14 protein-coding genes are annotated in these 22,177 nt (G+C 59.3%); 8 read left to right on the top strand and 6 right to left on the bottom strand.

Going from position 1 to position 22,177, the window contains the following annotated elements:
- Nucleotides 1-136 precede the first annotated feature (136 nt).
- The 3 genes from RBB76_RS23520 to RBB76_RS23510 form a co-directional block, all read right to left on the bottom strand.
- A complete protein-coding gene (locus tag RBB76_RS23520) occupies nucleotides 137-3,694 on the bottom strand; it encodes a carboxypeptidase regulatory-like domain-containing protein (protein WP_429630661.1) in 3,558 nt (1,185 codons plus the stop codon).
- Nucleotides 3,695-3,738: 44 nt separating this feature from the next.
- Complete coding sequence (locus tag RBB76_RS23515; protein ID WP_429630663.1) at nucleotides 3,739-6,309, bottom strand: multicopper oxidase domain-containing protein; 2,571 nt, start codon at nucleotides 6,307-6,309, stop codon at nucleotides 3,739-3,741.
- 418 nt (nucleotides 6,310-6,727) lie between these two features.
- Complete coding sequence (locus RBB76_RS23510; protein WP_429630665.1) at nucleotides 6,728-7,657, bottom strand: mechanosensitive ion channel family protein; 930 nt, start codon at nucleotides 7,655-7,657, stop codon at nucleotides 6,728-6,730.
- Nucleotides 7,658-7,768: 111 nt separating this feature from the next.
- Between RBB76_RS23510 and RBB76_RS23505 the strand changes: the two genes are divergently transcribed.
- Nucleotides 7,769-8,125, top strand: a complete 357-nt coding sequence (locus RBB76_RS23505) for a hypothetical protein (RefSeq protein WP_429630667.1) — start codon at nucleotides 7,769-7,771, stop codon at nucleotides 8,123-8,125.
- Nucleotides 8,126-8,176: 51 nt separating this feature from the next.
- Here the strand turns inward: RBB76_RS23505 and RBB76_RS23500 are convergent, their stop codons facing one another.
- Nucleotides 8,177-9,868 carry a S8 family peptidase gene (locus RBB76_RS23500; RefSeq protein WP_429630669.1) on the bottom strand — a complete coding sequence of 564 codons (1,692 nt, stop codon included), beginning with the start codon at nucleotides 9,866-9,868 and terminating at the stop codon, nucleotides 8,177-8,179.
- A gap of 216 nt (nucleotides 9,869-10,084) precedes the next feature.
- Between RBB76_RS23500 and RBB76_RS23495 the strand changes: the two genes are divergently transcribed.
- From RBB76_RS23495 to RBB76_RS23480, 4 genes are all read left to right on the top strand, one after another.
- Nucleotides 10,085-12,391 carry a sodium-translocating pyrophosphatase gene (locus RBB76_RS23495; protein ID WP_429630671.1) on the top strand — a complete coding sequence of 769 codons (2,307 nt, stop codon included), beginning with the start codon at nucleotides 10,085-10,087 and terminating at the stop codon, nucleotides 12,389-12,391.
- A gap of 185 nt (nucleotides 12,392-12,576) precedes the next feature.
- A complete protein-coding gene (locus tag RBB76_RS23490) occupies nucleotides 12,577-14,763 on the top strand; it encodes an alpha-ketoacid dehydrogenase subunit alpha/beta (protein ID WP_429630673.1) in 2,187 nt (728 codons plus the stop codon).
- Between the two features lie 140 nt (nucleotides 14,764-14,903).
- Entirely contained in the window at nucleotides 14,904-17,114 is a 2,211-nt protein-coding gene (locus tag RBB76_RS23485; RefSeq protein WP_429630675.1) for a DUF1800 domain-containing protein, read from the top strand.
- A 132-nt stretch (nucleotides 17,115-17,246) separates the two neighbouring features.
- A complete protein-coding gene (locus RBB76_RS23480) occupies nucleotides 17,247-18,569 on the top strand; it encodes a DUF1501 domain-containing protein (RefSeq protein WP_429630677.1) in 1,323 nt (440 codons plus the stop codon).
- A 257-nt stretch (nucleotides 18,570-18,826) separates the two neighbouring features.
- Here the strand turns inward: RBB76_RS23480 and RBB76_RS23475 are convergent, their stop codons facing one another.
- Nucleotides 18,827-19,225, bottom strand: coding sequence for a DoxX family protein (locus RBB76_RS23475; RefSeq protein WP_429630678.1), 399 nt, complete (start codon nucleotides 19,223-19,225; stop codon nucleotides 18,827-18,829).
- 54 nt (nucleotides 19,226-19,279) lie between these two features.
- Nucleotides 19,280-20,212 carry an alpha/beta hydrolase gene (locus RBB76_RS23470; protein WP_429630680.1) on the bottom strand — a complete coding sequence of 311 codons (933 nt, stop codon included), beginning with the start codon at nucleotides 20,210-20,212 and terminating at the stop codon, nucleotides 19,280-19,282.
- Between the two features lie 98 nt (nucleotides 20,213-20,310).
- Here RBB76_RS23470 and RBB76_RS23465 point away from each other — a divergent pair, with 98 nt between their 5' ends.
- From RBB76_RS23465 to carA, 3 genes are all read left to right on the top strand, one after another.
- Nucleotides 20,311-20,622, top strand: coding sequence for a Rieske (2Fe-2S) protein (locus RBB76_RS23465; RefSeq protein ID WP_429630682.1), 312 nt, complete (start codon nucleotides 20,311-20,313; stop codon nucleotides 20,620-20,622).
- Between the two features lie 138 nt (nucleotides 20,623-20,760).
- On the top strand, nucleotides 20,761-20,886 hold the full coding sequence (locus tag RBB76_RS23460) for a hypothetical protein (protein WP_429630684.1): 126 nt from the start codon (nucleotides 20,761-20,763) through the stop codon (nucleotides 20,884-20,886).
- A gap of 135 nt (nucleotides 20,887-21,021) precedes the next feature.
- Complete coding sequence (gene carA / locus RBB76_RS23455) at nucleotides 21,022-22,161, top strand: glutamine-hydrolyzing carbamoyl-phosphate synthase small subunit (RefSeq protein WP_429630686.1); 1,140 nt, start codon at nucleotides 21,022-21,024, stop codon at nucleotides 22,159-22,161.
- Nucleotides 22,162-22,177 lie beyond the last annotated feature (16 nt).

The raw sequence follows: 22,177 nt of genomic DNA, 5'->3' as shown, positions 1-22,177 counted from the left end.
CCGATATCACTGCTTCGCTTGTGATATCGGAGAGGTGTCCTGCCGGACGGGCCCACTGCGCGTGGGGCGGTCACTTCGTGACTTGTGTACCTTGTTTGGGTGGTGCTTGTTTATGGGGTGCTCCCGTTGGTCGCAATCAAAAAGTGAATTTTGCTGCGCCTTGCAGGATGCGGGGAGGAGCTGCGCTGATGGCGTCGCCAAAGGTTGAGCTGCCGATGTCGCCGTCGACTGATGAAGGACCGCTGAACTGGGTGTGGTTGAAGACGTTGAAGGCCTCTACGCGGAAGAGCAACGCCTTAGATTCGGTGATGGCGGTTCTTTTGCCGATCGCCATATCGAAGTTGTCGGTGCCGGGACCGTAGAAGAAGCGGCGCTTTGCAGTGCCTGGTGTGCCGAGCGCGTTCATGCTGAAGGTGGTGGTGTCGAAGTAGCTGTTGCCGTTGCGGGGATTGTGGTTGAGCTTCAGGGAGCCGCCGTTGAAGTCGGGCTCGTCGATGCTGCTGTTGTTAATGCCGTTGGGATTGGTTCCGATGAGCGAGTTGTCGCCGTTGTTGATGACGGTGATGGGGAAGCCGGTGGCGAAGTGGGTGATGCCGGAGAGCGACCAGCCATTGGTGAGGCGGTTGGGATGAAGGAGCTGATCGAAGGGGAGTTGATATTCGTAGCTGATGACGAAGTTATGCTTCACGTCGAAGGATGAGATGGAGTAGCTGAGCGAGGGGTTGAAGGGGTTGACCTCTTCGCCGAGGTTCGAGGACTGGTCGAGCGATTTGCCGTAGGTGTAGGCGACGGAGAACTCGAGACGGCCGCTGGTGTGGCGGGCGCTGAGTTCGAGCGCGTTGTAGTTGGCGTGGCCGATGGTGGACTGGAGAGCGTTGCTGCCAAAGTTCGAACCGAGGGGGCCGCGGGTTCCGTTGACTTGGCCGCCGCCGATGGGGAAGTAGACGGTGTCTTCGCCGAGGGGGCCGCAGGTTGGGGTGCCGGGTTGGACCTGGCTGGGTTGGCTGAGGCTGAGGCAGAGTGCGGGGTTGCCGGGGTTGGGTTCGATGAGGACGAGCTGGCGGTGGCTGGAGGTGCCGAGATAGCTGGCGCTGAAGACGGTGTTGGGGCCAAGCTGACGTTCGATGGAGAGAACCCACTCCTCGGTGTAGGGGATCTTGTTGTGGATGTCGTAGCCGGGGATGCCTTCGATGGGTGTGAAGGCGCTCCAGTTGATGTTGGGGTCGGGGTTGCTGCGCGAGGAGTTGAGCGGGGCAAAGGTGTAGGGGAAGGGCTGGCCGTTGTTCTGGCCGCTGGCTGCGGTGGTGAACGGGGTTGCGAACAATGGCGGCGCGGGGCTGGTGTAGGTGGTGCCGTAGGGTGCGTTGGCGGCGAGGACGCCGATGGAGAGCGCGGGGATCGCGGTGTAGAAGTTGCCATAGCTGGCGCGGATGCTGGTGGATCCGGGGGCGCCGAGGATTTTTTGGAGGAAGCTTGAATCAGATTGTGGAGACCATGCGAGACCTACGCGCGGGGCGAAGCTGCGGTTGCTGATGGGAGCGAGAGTGTCGGGGATTCCGGGGTCACCGGGGTAGAGGATTCCTGGAGGCGCGCCGGGGAAGACGGTGGATTGCGCGCCGGCGACGAAAGTGGAGATCTGGTTGTAGCGCTCGCTCCATGGTGTGACGCGGTCCCAACGGAGGCCGTAGTTGAAGGTGAGGTTCGGGAGGACGTGGAAGCTATCCTGCGCGAAGAGGCCTGCGTATTTGTTGCGGGCGTAGAAGGGATTGAGCTGGCTCTGGTTGTACTGGCTGGGAACGCCGATGAGGAAGTCGGCGAAGTCGACTCCGGTTTCAGTGCCGGTGAAGACGAAGTTTCCGTTGAACTGTGCGATGGGAGTGCCGTTGACCTGGTCGGCGTGGAACTCGCCGCCGAATTTGAGGGTGTGCCGGCCGATGACCTTCGAGAAGACGTCGGAGACCTGGTAGGTGTTGTTGGTCTGGATGAGTTGATTGGCGGCGGCACCGGTGGAGTAGCCGTTGAAGTTGAGGTTCATGACGCTCTGGCCTTTGGGGTCGAGCGGGACGATGCTGGTGCTGCCGTCGGGGTTGACGAAGCCCTGGGAGGCGAGGCTTACGTTGCGACCGCCGATGGGCTGGCCGAGGTTGGTGAGGTTGCGCATAAAGCTGAGGTGAAATTCGTTGACCGACGAGGCGCTGAAGGTCTTGGTGTCGCCGAGAGAGAAGAGTTGGGCGCGGCCGGTGGTGAGTGCGTCGAAGCCGGGGACGCTGGCGCCGCTTTGCGCGACGGGGTAGGGGTCGTCGAGATTGAAGTCATCGATGAAGTAGTAGGCAGAGATGAGTCCGATGCGGGTGTTGACGTCGAAGCGTGCTCCGGCTTTGTCATCACGGACGGTTTGGTTGAAAGATGAGGTGGCGAAGGTGCCGGAGGCGGTGTTGGGTGCGGGAATGTATTGGAGGAGTCTTTGCGCGGGCACTGACCAGGCGCGTTGCGGGATGACGGCGTTGGGGAAGACGCATTGCACGGAGCTGGTGCAGCCTGGGACGTAGTAGGGCTCGCCTGAGGTTACGCCGTAGCCTAGTTTTTGGGTGAGGAGGTTTGCGAAGTAGGGGCCGCCTACCGCTCCGCTCAACATATTTCCACCGGGACCGTTGGTGAAGTCTGAGAGATTGCCGGTGCGGTCGGCGGTGGAGGGGACGCTGATGTTTCCTGTGTCGACGCCCTGGGTTTGACGTGTGCCTTGATAGTCGATGAAGAAGAAGGCTTTGTCCTTGTGAACTGGGCCGCCGAAGGTTCCACCGAACTGGTTTTGGCGAAAGGCGCCGCGCGTGGGGGAGAAGTAGTTGCGGGCGTCGAGGTCGGTGTTGCGGAGGAACTCGAAGGCGCTGCCGTGAAAGGCGTTAGTGCCGGACTTGGTGATGACGCTGATCTGACCACCGCTGAATTCGCCGTACTCGGCGTCGAAGTTGCTGGTGATGATGCGGAACTCGGAGATGGCGTCGAGGTTGGGGACGATGGCGGTGCCGCCGTTGACGTCTTCTTCGACGTCGCTGCCGTTGACGCTGAAGTAGTTGGCGAATTCGTTCTGGCCGTTGACGGAGACGGTGCCGGGGTTGAGGGTGCCGGAGGGATTGAGGATGGTGGCGCCTACGTCCTGCACGGTGCTGGAGGTGATGGAGGTGGCGGGAGCGACGCCAGCCTGGAGGGAGAGGAGGTCGGTGTAGCTGCGGCCGTTGAGCGGGACCGCTGTCATCTGGCGGCCTGTGATGACCTCGCCCATTTGTGTGCTGATGGTTTCGACGTGGACGGTGTCGTCGGTGACGCTGACGGTTTCCTTGACGCTGCCTAGCTCGAAGGCGACGTCGATGGTGAGGGATGCGTCGGTGTCGAGGACGATGTCTTTGCGCTGGTAGCTGCGGAAGCCGGGGGATTGGGCTTCGAGTTCGTAATGGCCGACGGGCAGGACGGGAAGGGTGTAATAGCCTTTGCTGTTGGCGGTGGCGTGGTAGGAGAGGCCTGTGCTGGTCTCGAGGATTGTGATCTCGGCCTTGGGAACGACTCTGCCGGAGGGGTCTTTGACGGTGCCGGAGACGCTTCCTGCGACGCTGGCCCAGGCGATGGAGGCACAGAGAACGGCAACGATGCAGAAAGCCTTGCTGATACCGAAACCGAGACGACCGAACTTGCTCAACATTACTTCTCTCCTGATCTTTCTAACCGCGCAATGAGTGAATGCGTCTACTGGATGGTGACGGGTACGTTGACTGTGGTCTGGATTGCTGAGGCTCCGGTGCCTGAAGTGCCGGTGACTACGACGGTGTAAGTTCCTTTTGCTGTGCCGGGGTCAGTTCCTGCGGAGCCGCTGCATCCGATGGCCATGAAGAGTGCGGCGGTGAGAGCTGCTGTTGTGATGAAGGCGAGCATGGCCTGAGAGCGGGTTCTGCGACGTGGCAGGGCTAGCAGGAAGAGACAGGCGAAGGTACTACCGCCGCCTGCGGCGAGCCAGCCGGGAGTCTTCGGTCTCGAGCTGCTTAGCGGGTGAGAGGGAGTGGTGTTGACGGTGAGAGAGGCTTGGCCGGTGCCGGTCATCGAGTTGGGATTGACGAAGCAGGCGGACTCGGTGAGGGTCGATGGCATGGTGCAGGTGAAGGCGATGGGTGCGGTGTAGTTGGTGGCGACGTCGACGTTGATGGGAGCGATGGCGGCAGAGCCAAGGGGAGCTGTGGTGCCGGGTGACGACAGGGCGAAGGTGGCGATGGTGATCGGGATGGCTGCGGAGAGCGATTCGGTGTATGTGGCGTCGCCTTGGTAGAAGGCGGTTAGGTTGCTGGTGCCCACGACTCCGTTGATCGGAGTAGAGAGGACGGCCTTTCCGTTGACGAGCGGCACGGGATTGCCGACGTTGAGGCCGTTGAGCTCGAACTGTACGAGGCCGGTTGGCTTTGCGGCGCCGGTGGCTGCATCGGCTACGTTGGCGGTGAGGGTGATGTTTCCGTTGGGGCTAACGCTGGTTGCCGATGCGGCGGCTGAGGTGGTGGAGGCTGAGCCGCCGGGCAGGACGAGGATCTCGCCCATCATGCCGCCGTCTTCGTGCTCGAGAATGTGGCAGTGGTAGACGAAGGTTCCGATGATGTTGGGGTCGCGGAAGTCCATGCGGACCTTGACGCTGGGATAGGGGCCGCTGCCGTTCCAGTAGGGAATGTCGACGGTGTCGCGGATGGCGGGGTCGTTGACGGGCTGGCCATTGACCTCAAGAACCTGGAAGTGGATTTGATGGATGTGGAAGATGTGATCTTCCTGGGCGCGGTTCTCGACGACCCAGTCTTCGACGGTGCCGGAGTGGACGGTGATGTTGGGTGGATGGTCCATGGTGAAGACGGTGGGGGTCTGGCCTACTTCGGTGATGAAGAAGGTGGTAGGGCTGAGCGGGTTGGTTGGGTCGAGGAGCGTCTCGGAGAAGTAGAGATTGCGTTGTGCGATGGGGGTTGCGCTGGCGAGTGCGGCGAAGCGGGTTACTTTGGCTGCTACGGACTTTGAGGGGAGATGCTTTGCGGCTGGAGTGACGGAAGAGCTTTCGACGCCGGTCTGGCTGACGATGTTTGCGATGGGGCGCGCGGGATCGAAGTCACCGTCTGGCCCGGTATTCCAGTACTGCGTGACCAGCTGTGCTTTGTCGCCGAGATTCGGCGTGGTGATGACGAACTCAGCGCGTGAGCCTGGAGGGAGGAGGATGCTGGTTTCGCTTTCGGATTGCTGGCCGCTGCTGCCTGCGGCGATGGGGTAGCCGTCGATGGCGACGATCTGGACTGGCTGGGGTGTTCCGTTGACGAGGTACTGCAGGTTGAAGATGGTGTCTGCGCCGGTGTTGGCTACGCGCCATAGCTCCTGCTGGCCGGGGTTGGTTTGTATGACCGCGGGGCTGTAGCCGGGATAGGTGACGGGGACGTAGTTAATCGAGAGGTCCCATGCGGGAATGTTGGCGTCGTCGAGCTCGGAGTTGGGGAGAAGCTGATCGCGCAGGACGAAGGTGCGCTCGGTCAGGCCGGCGAGGGAGGGGTTGACGTTCTGCAGGCCTTCGACGATGAGTGCGCCGGTGGCGCCGCCCTGGACCTGGCCTTCGCTGAAGCCGTGCGGATGAGGGTGGTACCAGTAGAGGCCGGGGGGCTCGTTGGCTGGGATCTGGACGTTGTAGTCGAAGGATTGGCCCGGCGCGACGAGGGTGTGGATTACTTCGTCCTGCCCGCATACGGGAGCAACATTGGTGCCGTGGAAGTGGATGTTGGTGGCCGCGGGGGACATGGCTCCGTTGCAGGCGCTGCTGGTGCTGATGGCTGGCGTCGCCTTCGCGGAGAGGGTCATGTTCATGCCGGCCATGTTGGCGGGGGTGGGGGGAGTCAGGTTTGCGGGTAGGTTGTTCTGGAAGTGAATGATGAGCTGATCGCCGGGATTCACGCGGAGAGTCGGGGCTTCAAGGCCTGTGCTGGTGACGTAGCAGTAGCGGAGGAGGCCCTGCGAGTCAGTCGTGGCGAGGAACTGCATGGTGACTTCGAGGACGCCATTCTGGCTTTTTAACTCAGGCGGCGCGGAGACGACGGAGCCCGTAGAGAAGCGTGCGCAGACCTGGTCGGCGGTGTCGGAGCCGGTCGCGGCAGGAGTGGAGCGCTTTGCGAGGTCTTGTGCTGATATTGCGCCATGCGTCGGGCGAGATTGCTGTGCGTCCGCGCTCGGGACGAGTGCGGAGAGCAGTATCAGGAGCAGAGAACAGAGGATATGGTTGGATCTCGGTAAAAGGTTTGTTGCAGCGTTCATTGACCAAGCCTCGAAAAAAGTGCAAGTTTCGTCTTTTGGCTGGGCGGAGAGAACCGTTCGCCATCGTGACGGTTAAATCTTTGCGGACAAGGGGGCCTTCAGCGGAGGAGCCCGTAGTTTAGCCGGGAGTGGTTCTTAGGTCCTCGCGGTCTCCGCCAAGAGTCCGCCGTGAGGATCCGATTTTATGCATGCTCAACCTTTTACCCGCGCAAACGTGGAGTCTTGAGGTTCATTCGGCTATGCCTTGTGAACTCCGACTGTAAGAGTCCGCAATCTGGTATAGCCGAAATATACGACAACATCGGTCGTAGATACAAGAGGCGTTTGTAAAATGATGGTGACGAGCGGTCCTGCGTGGTGGGCACAGGAAGGCGCTCGAGCCGGCTTGGTTTGCCTGGCGTGAGATCTTGGTCTAGGGTTAGCCGGTTAGTGGCTGTTGGGCGGGTGGGGCCGTCGGGTTGGGTGCGCGGAGGATGAGCATGTTGGCGGGATCGTTGCCGAGGGGGATTCCGTCCTTTTCGAAGGCGAGGATGATGCGGCGGCGGAGTTCGCGGAGGACGCCGTCGCGCTGATTGGCTCGGACGCGGATCTGGACGGGGTAGGTGACGGCGCGGCCTTCGATCTTGTCGACGCCGAGGATGACGGGGTCGGCGATGGCGATGTCTTTGAAGACAGAGTCGTGGCGGACGTCGTTGGCGACCTTGCCAAGGAGGGCGATGACCTTGTCGGGATTGGCGCTGGCGTCGACGGAGACCTGGAGAGTGGCGACGGCGTAGTCGCGGGAGAGGTTGGAGACGGTGGCGATCTGGCTGTTGGGGATGATGTAGAGGGTGCCGTCGGAGTCGCGGAGGGTGGTGCGGCGGAGGGAGAGGTCTTCGACCGTTCCTTTGAGACCGGCGAGCAGGACGACCTCGCCGACGTTGTACTGGTCTTCAATGAGGATGAAGATTCCGTTGAGCATGTCTTTGAAGATGGATTGGGCGCCGAGGCCTACGCCGACACCGACGATGCCGGCGGAGGCGAGGATGGGCTGGTAGGGGATATCGAAGATATTGAGAATCTGGAGAAAAGCGATGAACCCCAGGACGCCAATGGAGGTGGCGCGCAGGATGGAGGCCATGGTGCGGAGCTGTGCGGCGCGGTGGAAGTTGGCTACCTGATGGTCAGCACGCGTACGCATCTTTTTGACGAAGAAGAGAACGACGCGCTGCAAGATGAAGATGACCAGAAGAACGACGGCGATCTTGGGGAGTTTGTATTGAAGAAAGGAGATGATGTCGTTGTGCCAGTCGCGTTCGATGGTCTGGACGATACGCTCGTCTTGCGGGGCCATGGCCAGAAGGAGCATGATTACGGCGTCTCGCTTTCGGGAAAGAATACTGTGAACAGAATGCGTCAGCTGTTTGTAAGATGCAATTCAGGCAGGAATGGGCCGCGGTGGGATGGATGGAGGGCTGCTATGAGGGTGCTTCGATTGTCTGTGGTTGGAGCGGTTTTGATGGCGATGGCTTCAGCAAACGTGAGTGGGGGACAGCTTCAGCAGGTACAGAGCCAGCATTATCCTGGCCAGGTGCACCAGCCGGCCGATCTTGATCCAACCACCGATCCGCGCCGGTTGGAACAGCAGGAAGAGGTTCGAAGCACGGAGCGACAGAAGCGGCTGGTGGCGGATACCGATAAGTTGTTGGCGTTGGCGACGGATCTGAAACAGCAGGTCGATAAGACGAACAAAAATATTCTGTCAGTGGATGTGATCAAGAAGGCGGATGAGATCGAAAAGCTGGCTCATAGCGTCAAGGAGCGGATGAAAGGTTAGGGAGTAAGTAAAAGAAGCCTCTTACTTTATATGGAGTTTTGTGGCGGCGGTTTATTGGGGGTTGGGCTGGGTGAGAGCCGCCGCGGCGTTGATTAGCGGGATAGAGAGGCCGGGGAGGGTGACGGCCGAGTTTCGCATGGCGGTGACGACGGTTGCTGCGCTCCAGCCTGGATGCGCGGCGCGGAGCAGAGCGGCGACTCCGGCAGCGAGCGGGGCGGAGGCACTGGTTCCCATGGCCTGGACGTAGGGAGTGTGGCCGAGATTGAAGCAGCCATAACTGTGGGCAGAGTCGGCGGGGAGGCCGTCGGCGGTGTTGGGGAGGCCTGAGCTGCAGGCGCCCTGAATCCACCCGCTGACGCCAGTGTCGGGACCGTCGGGGTAGCTGCCGCCGGGTGCGGCGAGGGCGTTGAGCGGAGCTCCGTAGTTGCTGTAGTAGGCGAGTGAAACCGGGCCTGGGGTGCAGGTGGCGTTGGGTGTGGTGTTTTGGGCGCAGGCGGGGTTGGTGGAGGCAGCGATGGCCAGGACGCCGCGTGACTGGGCGGGAAGCTCGACGTAGCGGGTATTGGAGAGGTCGATACCGTCGTTGCCGCCGGAAGCGATGAGGACGATATTGGCCTGGGCGGCGGCGTAGGTGATCTGGTTGAACGCGGCGAGGAGGCCGGCTCCGTCTCCGGTGGTGAGGTCGGCGACGGCGCCGACGGAGAGGGAGATGACGTCGGCGCGGTTGGTGATGGCGTCTTCGATGCCCTGCATAACCCAGCTGAGGAGGCCGCTGGCTTCGCCCGCTTCGCACTGGTCGTTGGGATTGGTGTCGCCGGTGATGGAGGCGGGCATGCGCTGGAGCGCTTTGATGTTGAGGATGGTCGCCTGGGGGGCGACGCCGACGATCTTGCCGGTTCCGGGACCGATGGCTCCGGCGGCAAGCGAGGCGGTCCACGTGCCGTGACCCTGCTGGTCCTGGGGACTGCCGTCGTCGCAGACGCTGGGGTAGGCGGTCTGATCGACTTCAGTGAGATTGAGACCTATGTTGGGGGCTATGTCGGGATGGGATTGGTCGACGCCGCTGTCGATGACGGCAATGCGAATGCCTTTGCCCATGGTGGTGTCCCAGGGACCGTGCGCCGGGGCGCCGGGGGTGTTGTTTCCGTAGCCGCCGACCTGCTGGACGGCCCAACCCTGTGGGGTGGAAGTGTAGTAGGTATCGTAGGACGGCGGTGGGGGTGGGGGTGGCGGCGGGACAGTAATCGGAGCGGTCGAGACGATGGGGCCGTGGGTGGGGAGTCTACCGATGACCGGAGAGGTTGGGGTGAGAGGTTGTGCTCCGCTGTTGACGTCGGCGGCTTTGATCGCGACGGGTTTGAGGCGTAGACGAAGGGCGGAGATGATCCGGTCGTGGAGGACGTAGCTTACGTTGGGTTGGGCGGAGAGGTTGCGGAGAGTGGTGGCGTCGTCCTGCGACAGGGGAGACTGTACGGCGGCGATGCCGAGGTGTTCGTTGCGTTGGGTGAGGCGAGCGCCGGCAGACAGGACGTGGGCTTCCGCGTCGGCGGGGATGGTTGCATTGCGATAGAGGACGATGTAGCGGTGGGGAGCGACGCTGGTGGTGTCGATTTGCGCGGCGGCGAGTGGGGGAAGAAGTGGGAGAAAGAGAGCGGCCAGGCGCGAGATGATTCGGTAGAGCGGACGTGTGCCGACCGTTCGGAGACTCGGCTTTGCGAGAGCGGATTGGATGAGAACGGACACGCTGCACCTCGTTGTTGCGCTGAGTTATGCATCGGCGCCGCGAGAATTTGCATTAGTGCCAGTACAGTTGTGTGCTATTACTTTGGTCTGTCACTTGAGTGAAATCTGACTGATCCTGCTCGATTAACGGATAGATTGACCCTGTTTGATCGCACGTGCTCTAATTGCCGCCTTTGTGAAGCTAGTTGAAAGTTTGCGTTCTAAGGAGACCTTTGCATGGTTGGAGTAAGTTTTTTGGCGATGGCCGTTCAGCAGGTTCCCTATGCCCCTGCGGTTGTCGACGGTAGCGATGGACGAGTCTATCTGTGGATTGCTTTGGGCGTTGGGGTGCTGGCGCTGGTGGCAGCGTTGATGCTGGCACGGGCCGTGATTGCTTCCGATACGGGGACGCCGGAGATGCGGGCGATCTCGGATGCGATTCGCGAAGGGGCAGAGGCGTTTTTGCGGCGGCAGTACAAGACGATTGGGGCGATTGCCCTGGTTCTGGCGGTGGTTGTGTTTGTGGGGTATCGGCTTTCGCCGAGGACTTCACCCTATGCGCTGAAGACGGTGGTGAGTTTCCTGGTCGGGGCGGTGTGCTCGGGGTTGGCGGGCTTTACGGGAATGTATTGCTCGATTCGGGCGAACATACGGACGGCTTCGGCGGCGCGGACTAGCTTGAATAAAGCGCTGCAGATGGCTTTGCGTGGCGGTGCGGTGACGGGCTTGGTGGTGGTGGCGCTTTCGTTGCTGGGCGTGGGTGTGTTGTTCCTGTTCTTTGGGGGATTGGAACATCCGCAGGCGGTACCGTATCAGTTGGTGGGGTTTGGGTTTGGAGCTTCGCTGGTGGCGCTGTTCGCACAGCTTGGCGGAGGAATTTATACGAAGGCCGCGGATGTTGGGGCGGATTTGGTGGGGAAGGTGGAGGCGGGCATTCCGGAAGATGATCCGCGGAACCCGGCTGTGATCGCTGATTTGGTGGGAGACAATGTTGGCGACTGCGCGGGTCGTGGCGCTGATCTATTTGAGTCGACGGCAGCGGAGAATGTGGGCGCGATGATTCTGGGCGCGGCGCTGTATCCGGTGTTTGGCGTGAAGGGAATTCTGTTTCCGCTCATCGTGCATGCTATCAATTTGATCGCGAGCATTGTTGGTGTGTTTGTGGTGAGCACGCGTGAGGATGAGGATCCGATGCACGCGTTGAATAAGGGATTTTATGTAACCTCCGCGCTGGCGCTGGCGGGGTTTGCGGGTGCGGTTTATACGATGTTGAACGGGCCGCAGGTGCAGCCGATCTGGTTGCTTGGTTGCGGCGTGATTGGGCTGGTGACGGCGTTTCTGTTTGTCTGGATTACGGAGTACTACACGGAGGCGATCTATCGCCCGGTGAAGTCGATTGTCGAGGCTTCGGTGACGGGGCCGGCCACGAACATCATCAGCGGACTGGCTGTAGGCATGGAGACCCCGGCGATGCCGGTGGTGGTGATCTCGGCGGCGTTGCTGCTGAGCTACTACTTCGGTGTGCAGGGGCTGGCTGGTGTGGCGGGGATCAGCGACTATGCGAAGGGAATCTATGGCACGGCGATCGCCACGATGGGAATGTTGAGTTGCGCGGCATACATTCTGGCGATGGATACGTTTGGACCGATTACGGATAATGCCGGCGGGATTATCGAGATGTCGAATCAGCCGCATGAGATTCGCGACCGTACGGACAAGCTGGACTCGGCGGGGAATACGACGAAGGCGCTGACGAAGGGATATGCAATCGGGTCGGCTTCGCTTGCTGCGTTTCTTCTGTTCTCGGCTTACTTGGAGGAGATTAAAACAATTGTGACCGATAAGGTTGCACTTGCTGGCGGGTACATGCCGCCGGGATGGAGCTTTACGAATATCAACCTGGCACAGGTGCCGGTATTTGTGGGCGCGCTGCTGGGTGCGATGTTGACGTATCTGTTCAGTTCGCTGGCGATCAAGGCTGTGGGGCGGACGGCGCAGATGGTGGTGAAAGATGTGCGTGATCAGTTCAAGGAGAATCCGGGGATTATGCTGGGGACTTCGAAGCCGGACTATGCGCGCTGCGTGAATATTGTGACTGGTGCGGCGTTGAAGGAGATGGTGGTGCCAGGACTGCTTGCGGTGGGTTTGCCAGTGGCGGTGGGGTTGATCTTCCGGCACTTGAGTTCGAGCTATCAGGCTAACTCTGCGTTGTATGCACCGGGAGCGATTTTGCCAGTGCCGGCGATTGGCGGAGTGCCGGTGAATCTGGCCGGTGCTGAGGCGGTGGCTGGGTTGCTAATGGTCGGAACAATTTCTGGCGTGTTGCTGGCGATGCTGATGAACAATGGCGGCGGCGCATGGGACAACGCAAAGAAGTTTATTGAGACGGGACAGTATGGCGGAAAGAAGTCGGAGGCGCATAAGGCGGCAGTGGTGGGCGATACGGTTGGAGATCCATTCAAGGATACTGCCGGACCGAGCCTGCATGTGCTGATCAAGTTGCTGGCGACGATTACGCTGGTGCTTGCTCCGTTGTTTGTCTAAGCTGCGATGAGGATGGAGACGGGTGGCCTTTGGGTTGCCCGTTTTTCTGTGGATTTTTCTTGTGGCTGCGGGGCTGGAAAGGATCGCGGAGCAGAGCCAGGGATGGCGGCTTCCCGGTACAATCTTGTCTGCAGTTGTATTGCGCGGCGACTACTGAAGATGGTCTCAACGTAAAGGATGGGCGTATGGCAAGACAGTCTGGATCGAGTGTGCAGGAGAACAAAAAGGCGGCAGCAAGCGTGGCGGAGAGTTCGCTGACGCGTGAGCAGTTGGTGGAGTTCTATCGACTGATGTATCTGTCGCGGCGCACGGATGATCGTGAGATTGTTTTGAAGCGACAGCAGAAGATCTTCTTTCAGATCTCTTGCGCGGGGCATGAGGCGTTGTTGGTGGCGGCGGGAATGGCGCTGAAGCCTGGGTATGACTGGTTTTTTCCTTACTATCGGGATCGGGCGATTTGCTTGACGCTGGGCAATACGGTGGAGGAGCAGTTGCTGCAGGCTGTGGGTGCGGCAGATGACGTGGCGAGCGGCGGGCGACAGATGCCTTCGCACTGGTCGAGTAGCAAGTTGAATATTGTTTCGCCGTCTTCGTCGACGGCTACACAGTGTCTGCATGCGGTTGGGTGTGCGGAGGCGGGGAGATTTTTCACGAAGCATCCCGAGGCTGCGAAGAAGCATGAGGGGGACTATCGCGAATTTAAGGATGTGAAGTTTCATGGCGATGAGGTTGTTTATGTCTCGATCGGGGAGGGGTCGACGAGCCAGGGGGAGTTCTGGGAGTCGCTGAATACGGCTTCGAATGGAAAGCTGCCGGTGTTGTATGTGGTCGAGGATAACGGGTATGCGATTTCGACACCGGTGGAGGTGAATACGCCGGGGGGAAATATTTCGAAGCTGGTGGCGAACTTTCCTAACTTTCACTTTGCGGAGATTGATGGGACCGATCCGATTGCAAGTTATAAGGCGATGGTGGAGGCGGTGGCTTATTGCCGGTCGGGTAAGGGGCCTGCGCTGGTGCATGGGCATGTGATTCGGCCTTACTCGCACTCGCTGAGCGATGATGAGAGGCTGTACCGGTCGGTGGAGGAGTTGGACGCGGATGCGGCGCGGGACCCGATCTCGCGGATGCAGATGTGGCTGCTGCGTGAGGGGATTCTGGATGCGGACGGGATCAACAAGCTGGAGCGGCAGGTGGATGAAGAGGTGCAGCGGGCTGCGGATCGTGCTGTGATGGCGACGCTGCCGACTGTGGCTTCGATTACGAAGCATGTTTACTCCGAGGATTTGAGTTCGCTGGATGCGCGATTTGCGACGGAGCCGATGCCGACTGCGGACGCGACGGAGCGTACGATGGCGGATCTGATCAACTGCTGCCTGAAGGACGAGATGCGGCGGGACGAGAGGGTGGTGGTGTTCGGCGAAGATGTGGCCGATGCTACGCGGGATGGAGCGCTGCGCGCAGGGAAGATCAAGGGCAAAGGTGGTGTGTTCAAGCTGACGGCGGGTCTGCAGACGGAGTTTGGCAGTGATCGTTGCTGGAATTCGCCGCTGGCTGAGGCGAATATTACGGGCCGTGCGATTGGAATGGCGGTACGTGGGATGAAGCCGGTGGTGGAGATTCAGTTCTTCGACTACATCTGGCCGGCGATGCACCAGATGCGCAATGAGCTTTCCTTGGTGCGGTGGCGGTCGAATGGCGATTTCAGTTGCCCGCTGGTAATGCGCGTGCCTATTGGCGGTTATCTGACGGGTGGATCGATCTATCATTCGCAGTCGGGTGAGAGCATCTTTACGCATACGCCGGGGGTTCGTGTGGTGATGCCGTCAAATGCTCTGGACGCAATAGGGCTGTTAAGGACGGCGATTCGTTGCGATGATCCTGTGTTATTCCTTGAGCACAAGCGGCTGTATCGCGAGACGTTTGGGCGGGCGGCTTATCCGGGGCCGGACTATTGCATTCCGTTTGGGAAGGCGAAGACTGTGCGGCCGGGGAAGGATGTGACGGTGCTGACGTATGGCGCGGTGGTGCCTCGCGCGCTGCAGGCGGCGCAGAAGCTGCATCGCGATAAAGGCGTGGATGTTGAGTTGATCGATCTGCGGAGTTTGACTCCTTATGACTGGGAGGCGATTGCGGAGAGTGTGAAGAAGACCAATCGTGTGATCGTGGCGCATGAGGATATGTTGAGCTGGGGCTATGGTGCGGAGATCGCGGCGCGAATTGGGGATGAGTTGTTTCATGATCTCGATGCACCGGTAAAGCGCGTGGCAGCGATGGATACGTTTGTTGCGTACCAGCCGTTGCTCGAGGATGCGATTTTGCCGCAGCCGGAAGATCTGTATCGGGCGATGGCGGAGTTGGCTGCGTTTTAGCGTTCCTGACTTGGTGATACGAGTGCGGTCATTTGAGATTTTTTCGCAACTGCCGGGTGGGGTTGGTGTCTTTGATTGCAGACGTCAATCTGTGACTGGCTGCGCCGTGTGATTTCGGTGCAGCACAGTGAGGAGTTGTGATGCGATCTGGACGGAGATTTGCCGGGGTATTTTTCGGTGGCGCGCGGGTCTTAGTTTCGGGGTTGTTGTGTGTGTTGATGGTGGAGCAGCCGATGGTGGCGGCTGCTGCTTCAAAGAAGGCTGTGGTGCCTTCGGTGCAGCAGATCCAGGCGGAGCAGCGAGTACTGCACGCGCTAAACCGATTTACATTTGGGCCTCGGCCGGGAGATGTGGTGGCGGTGCAGGCGGTTGGGGTGAAGGCTTGGTTCGAGCGGCAGTTGAATCCTTTGAGCATCGATGATTCGGCGCTGGAGGCGCGGCTGGAGATGTTTCCGGCGATGCAGATGGAGCAGTCGGAGTTGATGCAGCGGTATCCGAGCCCGGCGGTGCTGCGGCAGATGATTGCGAAGGATGAGCCGCTGCCGAGCGATCCTGTGGAACATGCGATCTATGCGGATCAGATTGCGTTTTATAAGGCTGCGAAGGCGAAGAAGGAGGCTGAGCAGGCTGCGGCGTCTAAAGACGACGGTGGGGCGATGCTGATGTCGGATGGCTCGGTGGGCAAGGGTGCGGAGGAGATCAAGAGCAACGCCGCGCTGCCGGGGGATGGGGTGGATCCGGCTACGCCGGCGATGGCTACGCATGAGGAGCAGTTTTATTCAGGGTTGGATGCGGTGAAGGTAATCAACCTGCCGCCGGACCAGAGGATGCAACGGATTCTGGCGATGCCTCCTGACGAATTGGTGCGGTTTCGCAAGAGTTTGAGCAAGAGTGAGCTGCTGGCGGCGGCGCAGGGTCTATCGCCGATGCAGCGGGAGACGCTGGTTGCGCTGCAGGGCTCTCCGCGAATGATTGGGGCGGAGTTGCTCGAGACGCGGATGCTTCGGGACATCTATAGCGAGCGGCAGCTGGAGGCGGTGATGACTGACTTCTGGCTGAATCACTTCAATGTGTATATCAAAAAGAATCAGAATGAGCCGTTTTTGTTGCCGGCTTATGAGCGGGAAGTGATTCGCCCGCATGCGTTGGGTAAGTTTGAAGATCTGTTGGTGGTGACGGCTAAGAGCCCGGCGATGCTGATGTATCTGGATAACTGGCAGAGCGTCGGCCCGGATTCGCAGGCGGCGAAGAATGGTGGGCGGTTTGCGATGCTTGCAAAGAATCCGCAGGTGAAGCAGGCGCTGAAGGATCGCGGCCTGAATGAGAACTACGCAAGGGAGTTGATGGAACTGCATACGCTGGGTGTGCAGTGTGAGGTGAGCGCGGATCGTCCGGTGAGCATGCTGGATAAGACATGTGGGCGCGGGTATACGCAACAGGATGTGACGCAGGTCGCTGAGGTGTTGACGGGTTGGACGATCGATCAGCCGAATCGGAGTGGGACGTACCGGTTTGAAGAGCGGCGGCATGAACCGGGTTCGAAGATGGTGCTGGGGAAGAAGATTGGGGAGAAGGGTGAGGCTGAGGGGCTGGAGGTGCTGCATCTGCTGGCGACCAGTCCGGCTACGGCGCAGTTTATTTCAACGAAGCTTGCCGTGCGGTTTGTAAGCGATGCACCTCCGCAGGCTTTGGTGGATCGGATGGCTAAGGCGTATATCGCGAGTGGAGGAGATATCACTACGGTGCTGCGGACGATGTTCGATTCGCCGGAGTTCTGGTCGCCGGAGGTTTACAGGGCGAAGGTGAAGACGCCGGAGGAGTTTGTGGTTTCGGCGGTGCGTGCGGGCGGGGCGGAGGTGACGACGGCGATTCCGCTGTTCCAGGCACTGGAGAAGCTGGGGATGCCGTTGTATGGGATGCAGACGCCGAATGGATATAGCTGGATGGCAGAGCCGTGGGTGAACTCGGGCGATCTGGTGAACCGGATGAACTTCGCGGTGTCGTTGAGTAATGACCGCGTTGTTGGGGTGGAGACGGATTGGACGCGGTTGCTGGGAGGACCGAGTGCGTTGGCCGCTGGTGGTTCCGTTGAGAAAGAGAGGAAGCTGGAAGCAGTGCTTCTTGGGCAGGCGGTGAGCGATCGCACGAGAGAGACGGTACTGGCGCAGTTTCAGGATCAGACGGCGCAGCAGCAGGCGGAGAAGAGTTTTGGGATCAGAGCGAATGAGCAGGAGCCGATGGCTCAGGTGTTGAATGTAAGCTCGCCGAAGCGGGTGCGACCGCCGTTTGATAGAGAGGCTGCGGGGATTGCCGGTTTGTTGCTGGGTTCACCGGAGTTTCAACGGCGTTAGAAGCTGGAGTTGGTGTTCTCGCTCGGTGCTTTAGCAAATAAGTTGACGTTGTACCGATTTGGCAACTTCTCGTACGCGAATGCGTTTGTAACTACAGACGGCGGGAGCCGCTGAAGCGAAGAGGGGTCTAAGATGGCGAACATGAAGAATATGGCGGATCAGAGCGATTGGGGATGCGATCTTCATGGGCGGGACGCAGCGCGACGTGGAGTGACGCGGCGTGGGTTTATGAAGGGTGGTGCGCTGGCGCTGATCGGGACTTCGACGATTCCTGCGTTTTTGTCGCGGAGCGTTCTGGCCGAGGTGACGACGGCGGCGGCGAATAAGAAGAAGCTGGTGGTTCTGTTCCAGCGGGGTGCGGTGGATGGGTTGAACGTCGTGGTGCCCTACAAGGAGAAGAACTACTATGCGATGCGGCCTTCGATCGCGATTCAGGAGAAGGACGTTCTGGATTTGAATGGATTTTTTGGTCTGCATCCAGCGATGACCGTGTTCAAGCCTCTGTACGAGCAAGGTCATCTCGCGATTGTGCAGGCGGCGGGATCGCCTGATACGACTCGGTCGCACTTCGATGCGCAGGATTATATGGAGAGCGGGACGCCTGGGGTGAAGGCTACCGCGGATGGTTGGTTGAATCGCGCGTTGCAGGCGGAGATTTTGACAGGGAAACCGTCGGCGTTTCGTGCGGTGGCGCTGGGGACGCAGGTGCCAAGGACGCTGCAGGGAAAGATTTCGGCGATTGCGGTGAATAATCTGGCGGATTTTTCTGTCGCTGGAAAGGGACCTCAGACCTCGCCGATCAGCAACGCGTTTCAGGCGATGTACGACGAGAGCTCGGATGCGGTGCTCCACGGGACGGGACAGGAGACCTTTGAGGCGGTGAAGATGTTGAAGTCGGCGGATCCGTCGAGGTATCAGCCGGCGGCTGGGGTGGTTTACCCGAATACTCCGTTTGGAAATAGTTTGAAACAAGTGGCGCAGTTGATGAAGGCGAACCTCGGGGTGGAGGCGGCGTTCTCCGATATCGGCGGGTGGGATACGCATCAGAACCAGGGGAACGTGAATGGGCAGCTGGCGAATCGTCTGAAGGAGTTCTCGGAGACGATTGCTGCGTTCTGGAAGGATATGGGAGACGATGCTGAGAATGTGACGCTGGTGACGATGTCGGAGTTTGGGAGAACGGCTCGGCAGAACGGAACCGGTGGTACCGATCATGGACATGCGAACGTGATGTTTGTGCTGGGCGGCAGGGTGAAGGGCGGCAAGGTCTATGGGAAGTGGCCCGGGCTTGCGGAGGAGCAATTGAACGAAGGAAGGGATCTGGCTGTGACGACGGACTTCCGTCGGGTGTTGGGTGAGGCGGCGTACAAAACTCTTGGTGCGAAGAATCTTGAGTTGGTATTTCCAGGAGCGCAGGTTCGTCCGAGTGAGTTTTTGAACTACTCGCAGGCGTGAAAGGCGCAAATGTATCCGGCGCGTCAGTCTTCTGTTTATGGAATGTAAAAATAAACGAGATACAAGATAATGGAAAAAAGGCGGCAACTTTTCTTTAGATAGTGCGTCTTATTGGGTGTACCACATAAACAGTCGGGCTTGCAGTTCCCACAGTTCCGGCTTCCAATATCCGCAACAAAAGAACTCCCCCACCACAATGTAAGGCTCCCAGAATACCGGGAGCCTTCTCTCCTTTCACTTTCCTGTTGAGGTGTTGATCAGGCGAATCCGATCTTGCGGTCGAGGGCCATCGCTCCGGCTCCGTAAAAGAAGAGCATGATGGCGAGGACGGCCAAGGCGAGGATGTAGCCGTAGAAATCGAAGTCATGATGGATGCCGACGGTGGCGAAGGCTACCAGCATATTGACTCCAACCAGAAACGCAATCAAGCGGGTGAATAGGCCTACGACGAGGAGAATGCCGCCGATGAATTCGGTGTAGGCGGAGACGTATCCGAGCCAGTAAGGCATGCCGAGAGTTGTGACGTAGTGAGCGTAGTGGTGAAGGGCGCTCATTGGGTGAACCTTCTCATACCCGTACACCGTCATTGAGACGCCGAGAATCAGACGCATGAGAAGCGCGCCAATAGGTTGCAGGCTGTTAAGCCATTTCGTCATAGAAAAATCCTTTTGAAAAAGGGTATCGCGGAGGAGTGGCGGGCGAGATGGATCTTAGGGGACGGGTGCCGCGGAAGGTACGAGTTGGGGAGCGGGCGACGGAGGGAGGTATTGGTCGAGAAAGCGGGTGAGGCTTTGGCTGTAGAGGGGGTCGGATGGGGAAGGGAGTTCGACGGTTAGTTTGGGATCGGCTGCGGTGTGGAAGCTCGGGGCTGGCAAGGTGCTGCGGGAGAGGAGAAGCTTTGGGGTTTTGAGGGTGGAGAGTTGCGTGGCGAGGGGGAATTGCTCGTGAAATAGAAGGCCGAGCGGAATGAGTCGGGAGCGGGGGTCGCGTTGGGCTGCTTCGAGGAGATCGGCATCGGGGGCGTCCAGGATGAGTGCCGGGATGGCAGGGTGGTTGGCTGCTAGTTGAGTGGCGAGAGAGGCTCCGACGCCGGTTCCGTAGGGGATGATCTGTTGTTCGGAGATGGCGCGAGAGTTGGTGAGGTACTGCCAGGCGGAGTCAACGTCATGGGCCATGTTTTGTTGGCTGGGACGGGTTGGGGCGCTTTGGCCGTAGCCGCGGTAGTCGAAGGCGAAGACGTTAAGGCCCAGGTTGTGGAGCGCGGCGATGGTGGGGATGGCGTTGGCGAGGGAGCCGTCTCCGCTGGGGAGGAAGAGGGCGGTGGTGTTAGCGTAGCGGGCCCCGGGAGATGCGGGGATCCACCATCCGGTGAGCTGGGGAGTTGCGGATTCGTCGGGGCCAAAGTGGATGAGTTGGTAAGGGGCGCCGGCGATGGAGACGGGAGCGGCTGAAGTTCGCGTGGGGTGCAGGACGAGCTGCCATTGGCCTTGATAGAAGAGCAGGCAGAAGGTGAGATAGCCGCAGAAGAGAGCCACGACGATGGTGATGGCGATGGCTTTCACGAGCCAGAGTGGGCTGACGGCTTCAGGTGGAGCGCTAGTTGGCGGGGCGTGCTTGCTTGGTTTCGGAGTGGGGCGGGGCATGAGTGAGGCTTCTCTATCGACTTTAGCATTCGCGTTTGAGGTGGTGAGTCCTTTGAGTGGGAGTGAACCTCTAAGATGGAGATAGCGGAGGATTTCGAGTGGCGCAGTGGGTGAGATTGTGTGGTTTGGCGGAGGCTCCGCCGGTGGGACGAGTGATGGAGGCTGAGGTAGAAGGTGTTGCGGTCTGCCTGGCGAATGTGAATGGAGAGTTGTCGGCGCTGGATAACGTGTGTCCGCATCGGCAGGGACCGCTGGGGCAGGGCTGGATTGAGGGTGAGGCGGTGGTTTGTCCGTGGCATTCGTGGGCATTCAATGTGAAGACAGGGTTGGCGGAGTATCCGTCGCATGAGCGGGTGGAGGTGTTTCCGCTGCGGCTGGAGGGTGGAGATGTTTTTGTGGATATCGAATAGTGACCCGTTTGGGGAATCAAGGTCGGAACATCGACTTGATTGAGGAAAACTTTGTCTGTCAGGCGAGAGAGAACGGGTTACGCTGCATTTTAGAGACACGCCATTCGAAAGGGTGGCTCATCGAGAGGGAGTTCTGCCATGAAGTTGCGTTCGCTGTTCCTTGCTGTCGTTGCTTTTGTCGTTCTTGCCGGTGCCGTTGTACCTGCTAATGCGTCCACCTACCGTCATCATCATCGTCATCATCACCATCATCATCACAGCTAGAGTTTGAATAGAATGTGAAAGAGCTCGGCCATGGTGCCGGGCTTTTTTGCGTGCGAAGTGATTTGCCCTGTGATCAGCGTTTTGCAGCGTAAATGCTGATAGAATCTATTAAATCCACTCCAGACAGGAGAGGCAATGCAGGCAATACTGGCGCTAGAAGATGGGCGCGTTTTTCGGGGTAAGAGTTTTGGCGCGCGAGTGGAACGCTCGGGCGAGGTGGTCTTCAATACATCACTAACCGGCTATCAGGAGATCTTCACCGATCCCTCTTATGCGGGTCAGATCGTGGTTTTGACAAATCCACATATTGGAAACTATGGGACGACGCCCAGCGATGCGGAGTCGAAGAAGCCGTTTATTGAAGGCCTGGTGACGCGTGAGTTTTCGCCGATGAGCTCGAACTGGCGTTCGACGCAGGTGGCGGATGAGTATCTGGAGCGTTATGGGGTTCCGGTGATTGCGGAGATCGATACTCGGGCTGTGGTGCGGCATCTTCGCGCGAATGGCGTGATGCGCGGGGTGATTGCGTCGGGGGAGAATCTTTACGTGGATGCGCTGGTGGCGAAGGCGCGGTCGATCAAGAAGATGGAAGGCACTGATCTTGCGAGCATTGTGAGCACGAAGGTGGCTTACGAGTGGGACGCGAATGAGCCTAAGAATCAGACGGGCGATACGCTGCTGACTCCTGCGGTTGAGGGCGATGCGAAGCAGATGCATGTGGTCGCATATGACTTCGGGATCAAGGAAAATATTCTTCGGATGCTGACGAGAGAGAACTGCCGCGTGACGGTGGTTCCGGCGAAGACCTCGGCTGCGGATGTGATGGCGATGGAGCCGGATGGAGTGTTCTTTTCAAATGGACCGGGGGACCCGGAGCCGCTGGAGTATGCGCAGGAGAATATTCGCGAACTGCAGGGAAAGACGCCGATGTTCGGGATTTGCCTGGGGCATCAGCTGTTTGGACTGGCGCTTGGCGGGAAGACTTATAAGTTGAAGTTCGGTCACCACGGCGGAAACCACCCGATTATGAATCATCAGACGGGGAAGGTTGAGATTACTGCGCAGAATCATAACTTCAACGTTGATCCTGATTCGCTTCCAGACGATGTCGAGAAGACGCACACGAATCTAAATGATCAGACGCTGGCGGGTTTGAAGCACAAGACCGACCCGATGTTCAGTGTGCAATATCACCCGGAGGCTAGCCCCGGGCCGCATGACTCGCATTATCTCTTCAAGGATTTTCGGAAGATGATGGAAGAGTTCAAAAAATAGAGATTAAATAGCGCGG

The sequence above is a fragment of the Tunturiibacter psychrotolerans genome (assembly GCF_051013365.1).
Lineage (GTDB): Bacteria > Acidobacteriota > Terriglobia > Terriglobales > Acidobacteriaceae > Edaphobacter > Edaphobacter psychrotolerans_A.
Note: the sequence above shows the minus strand (reverse complement) of the source record. Positions and strands in the feature narration are given on the sequence as shown.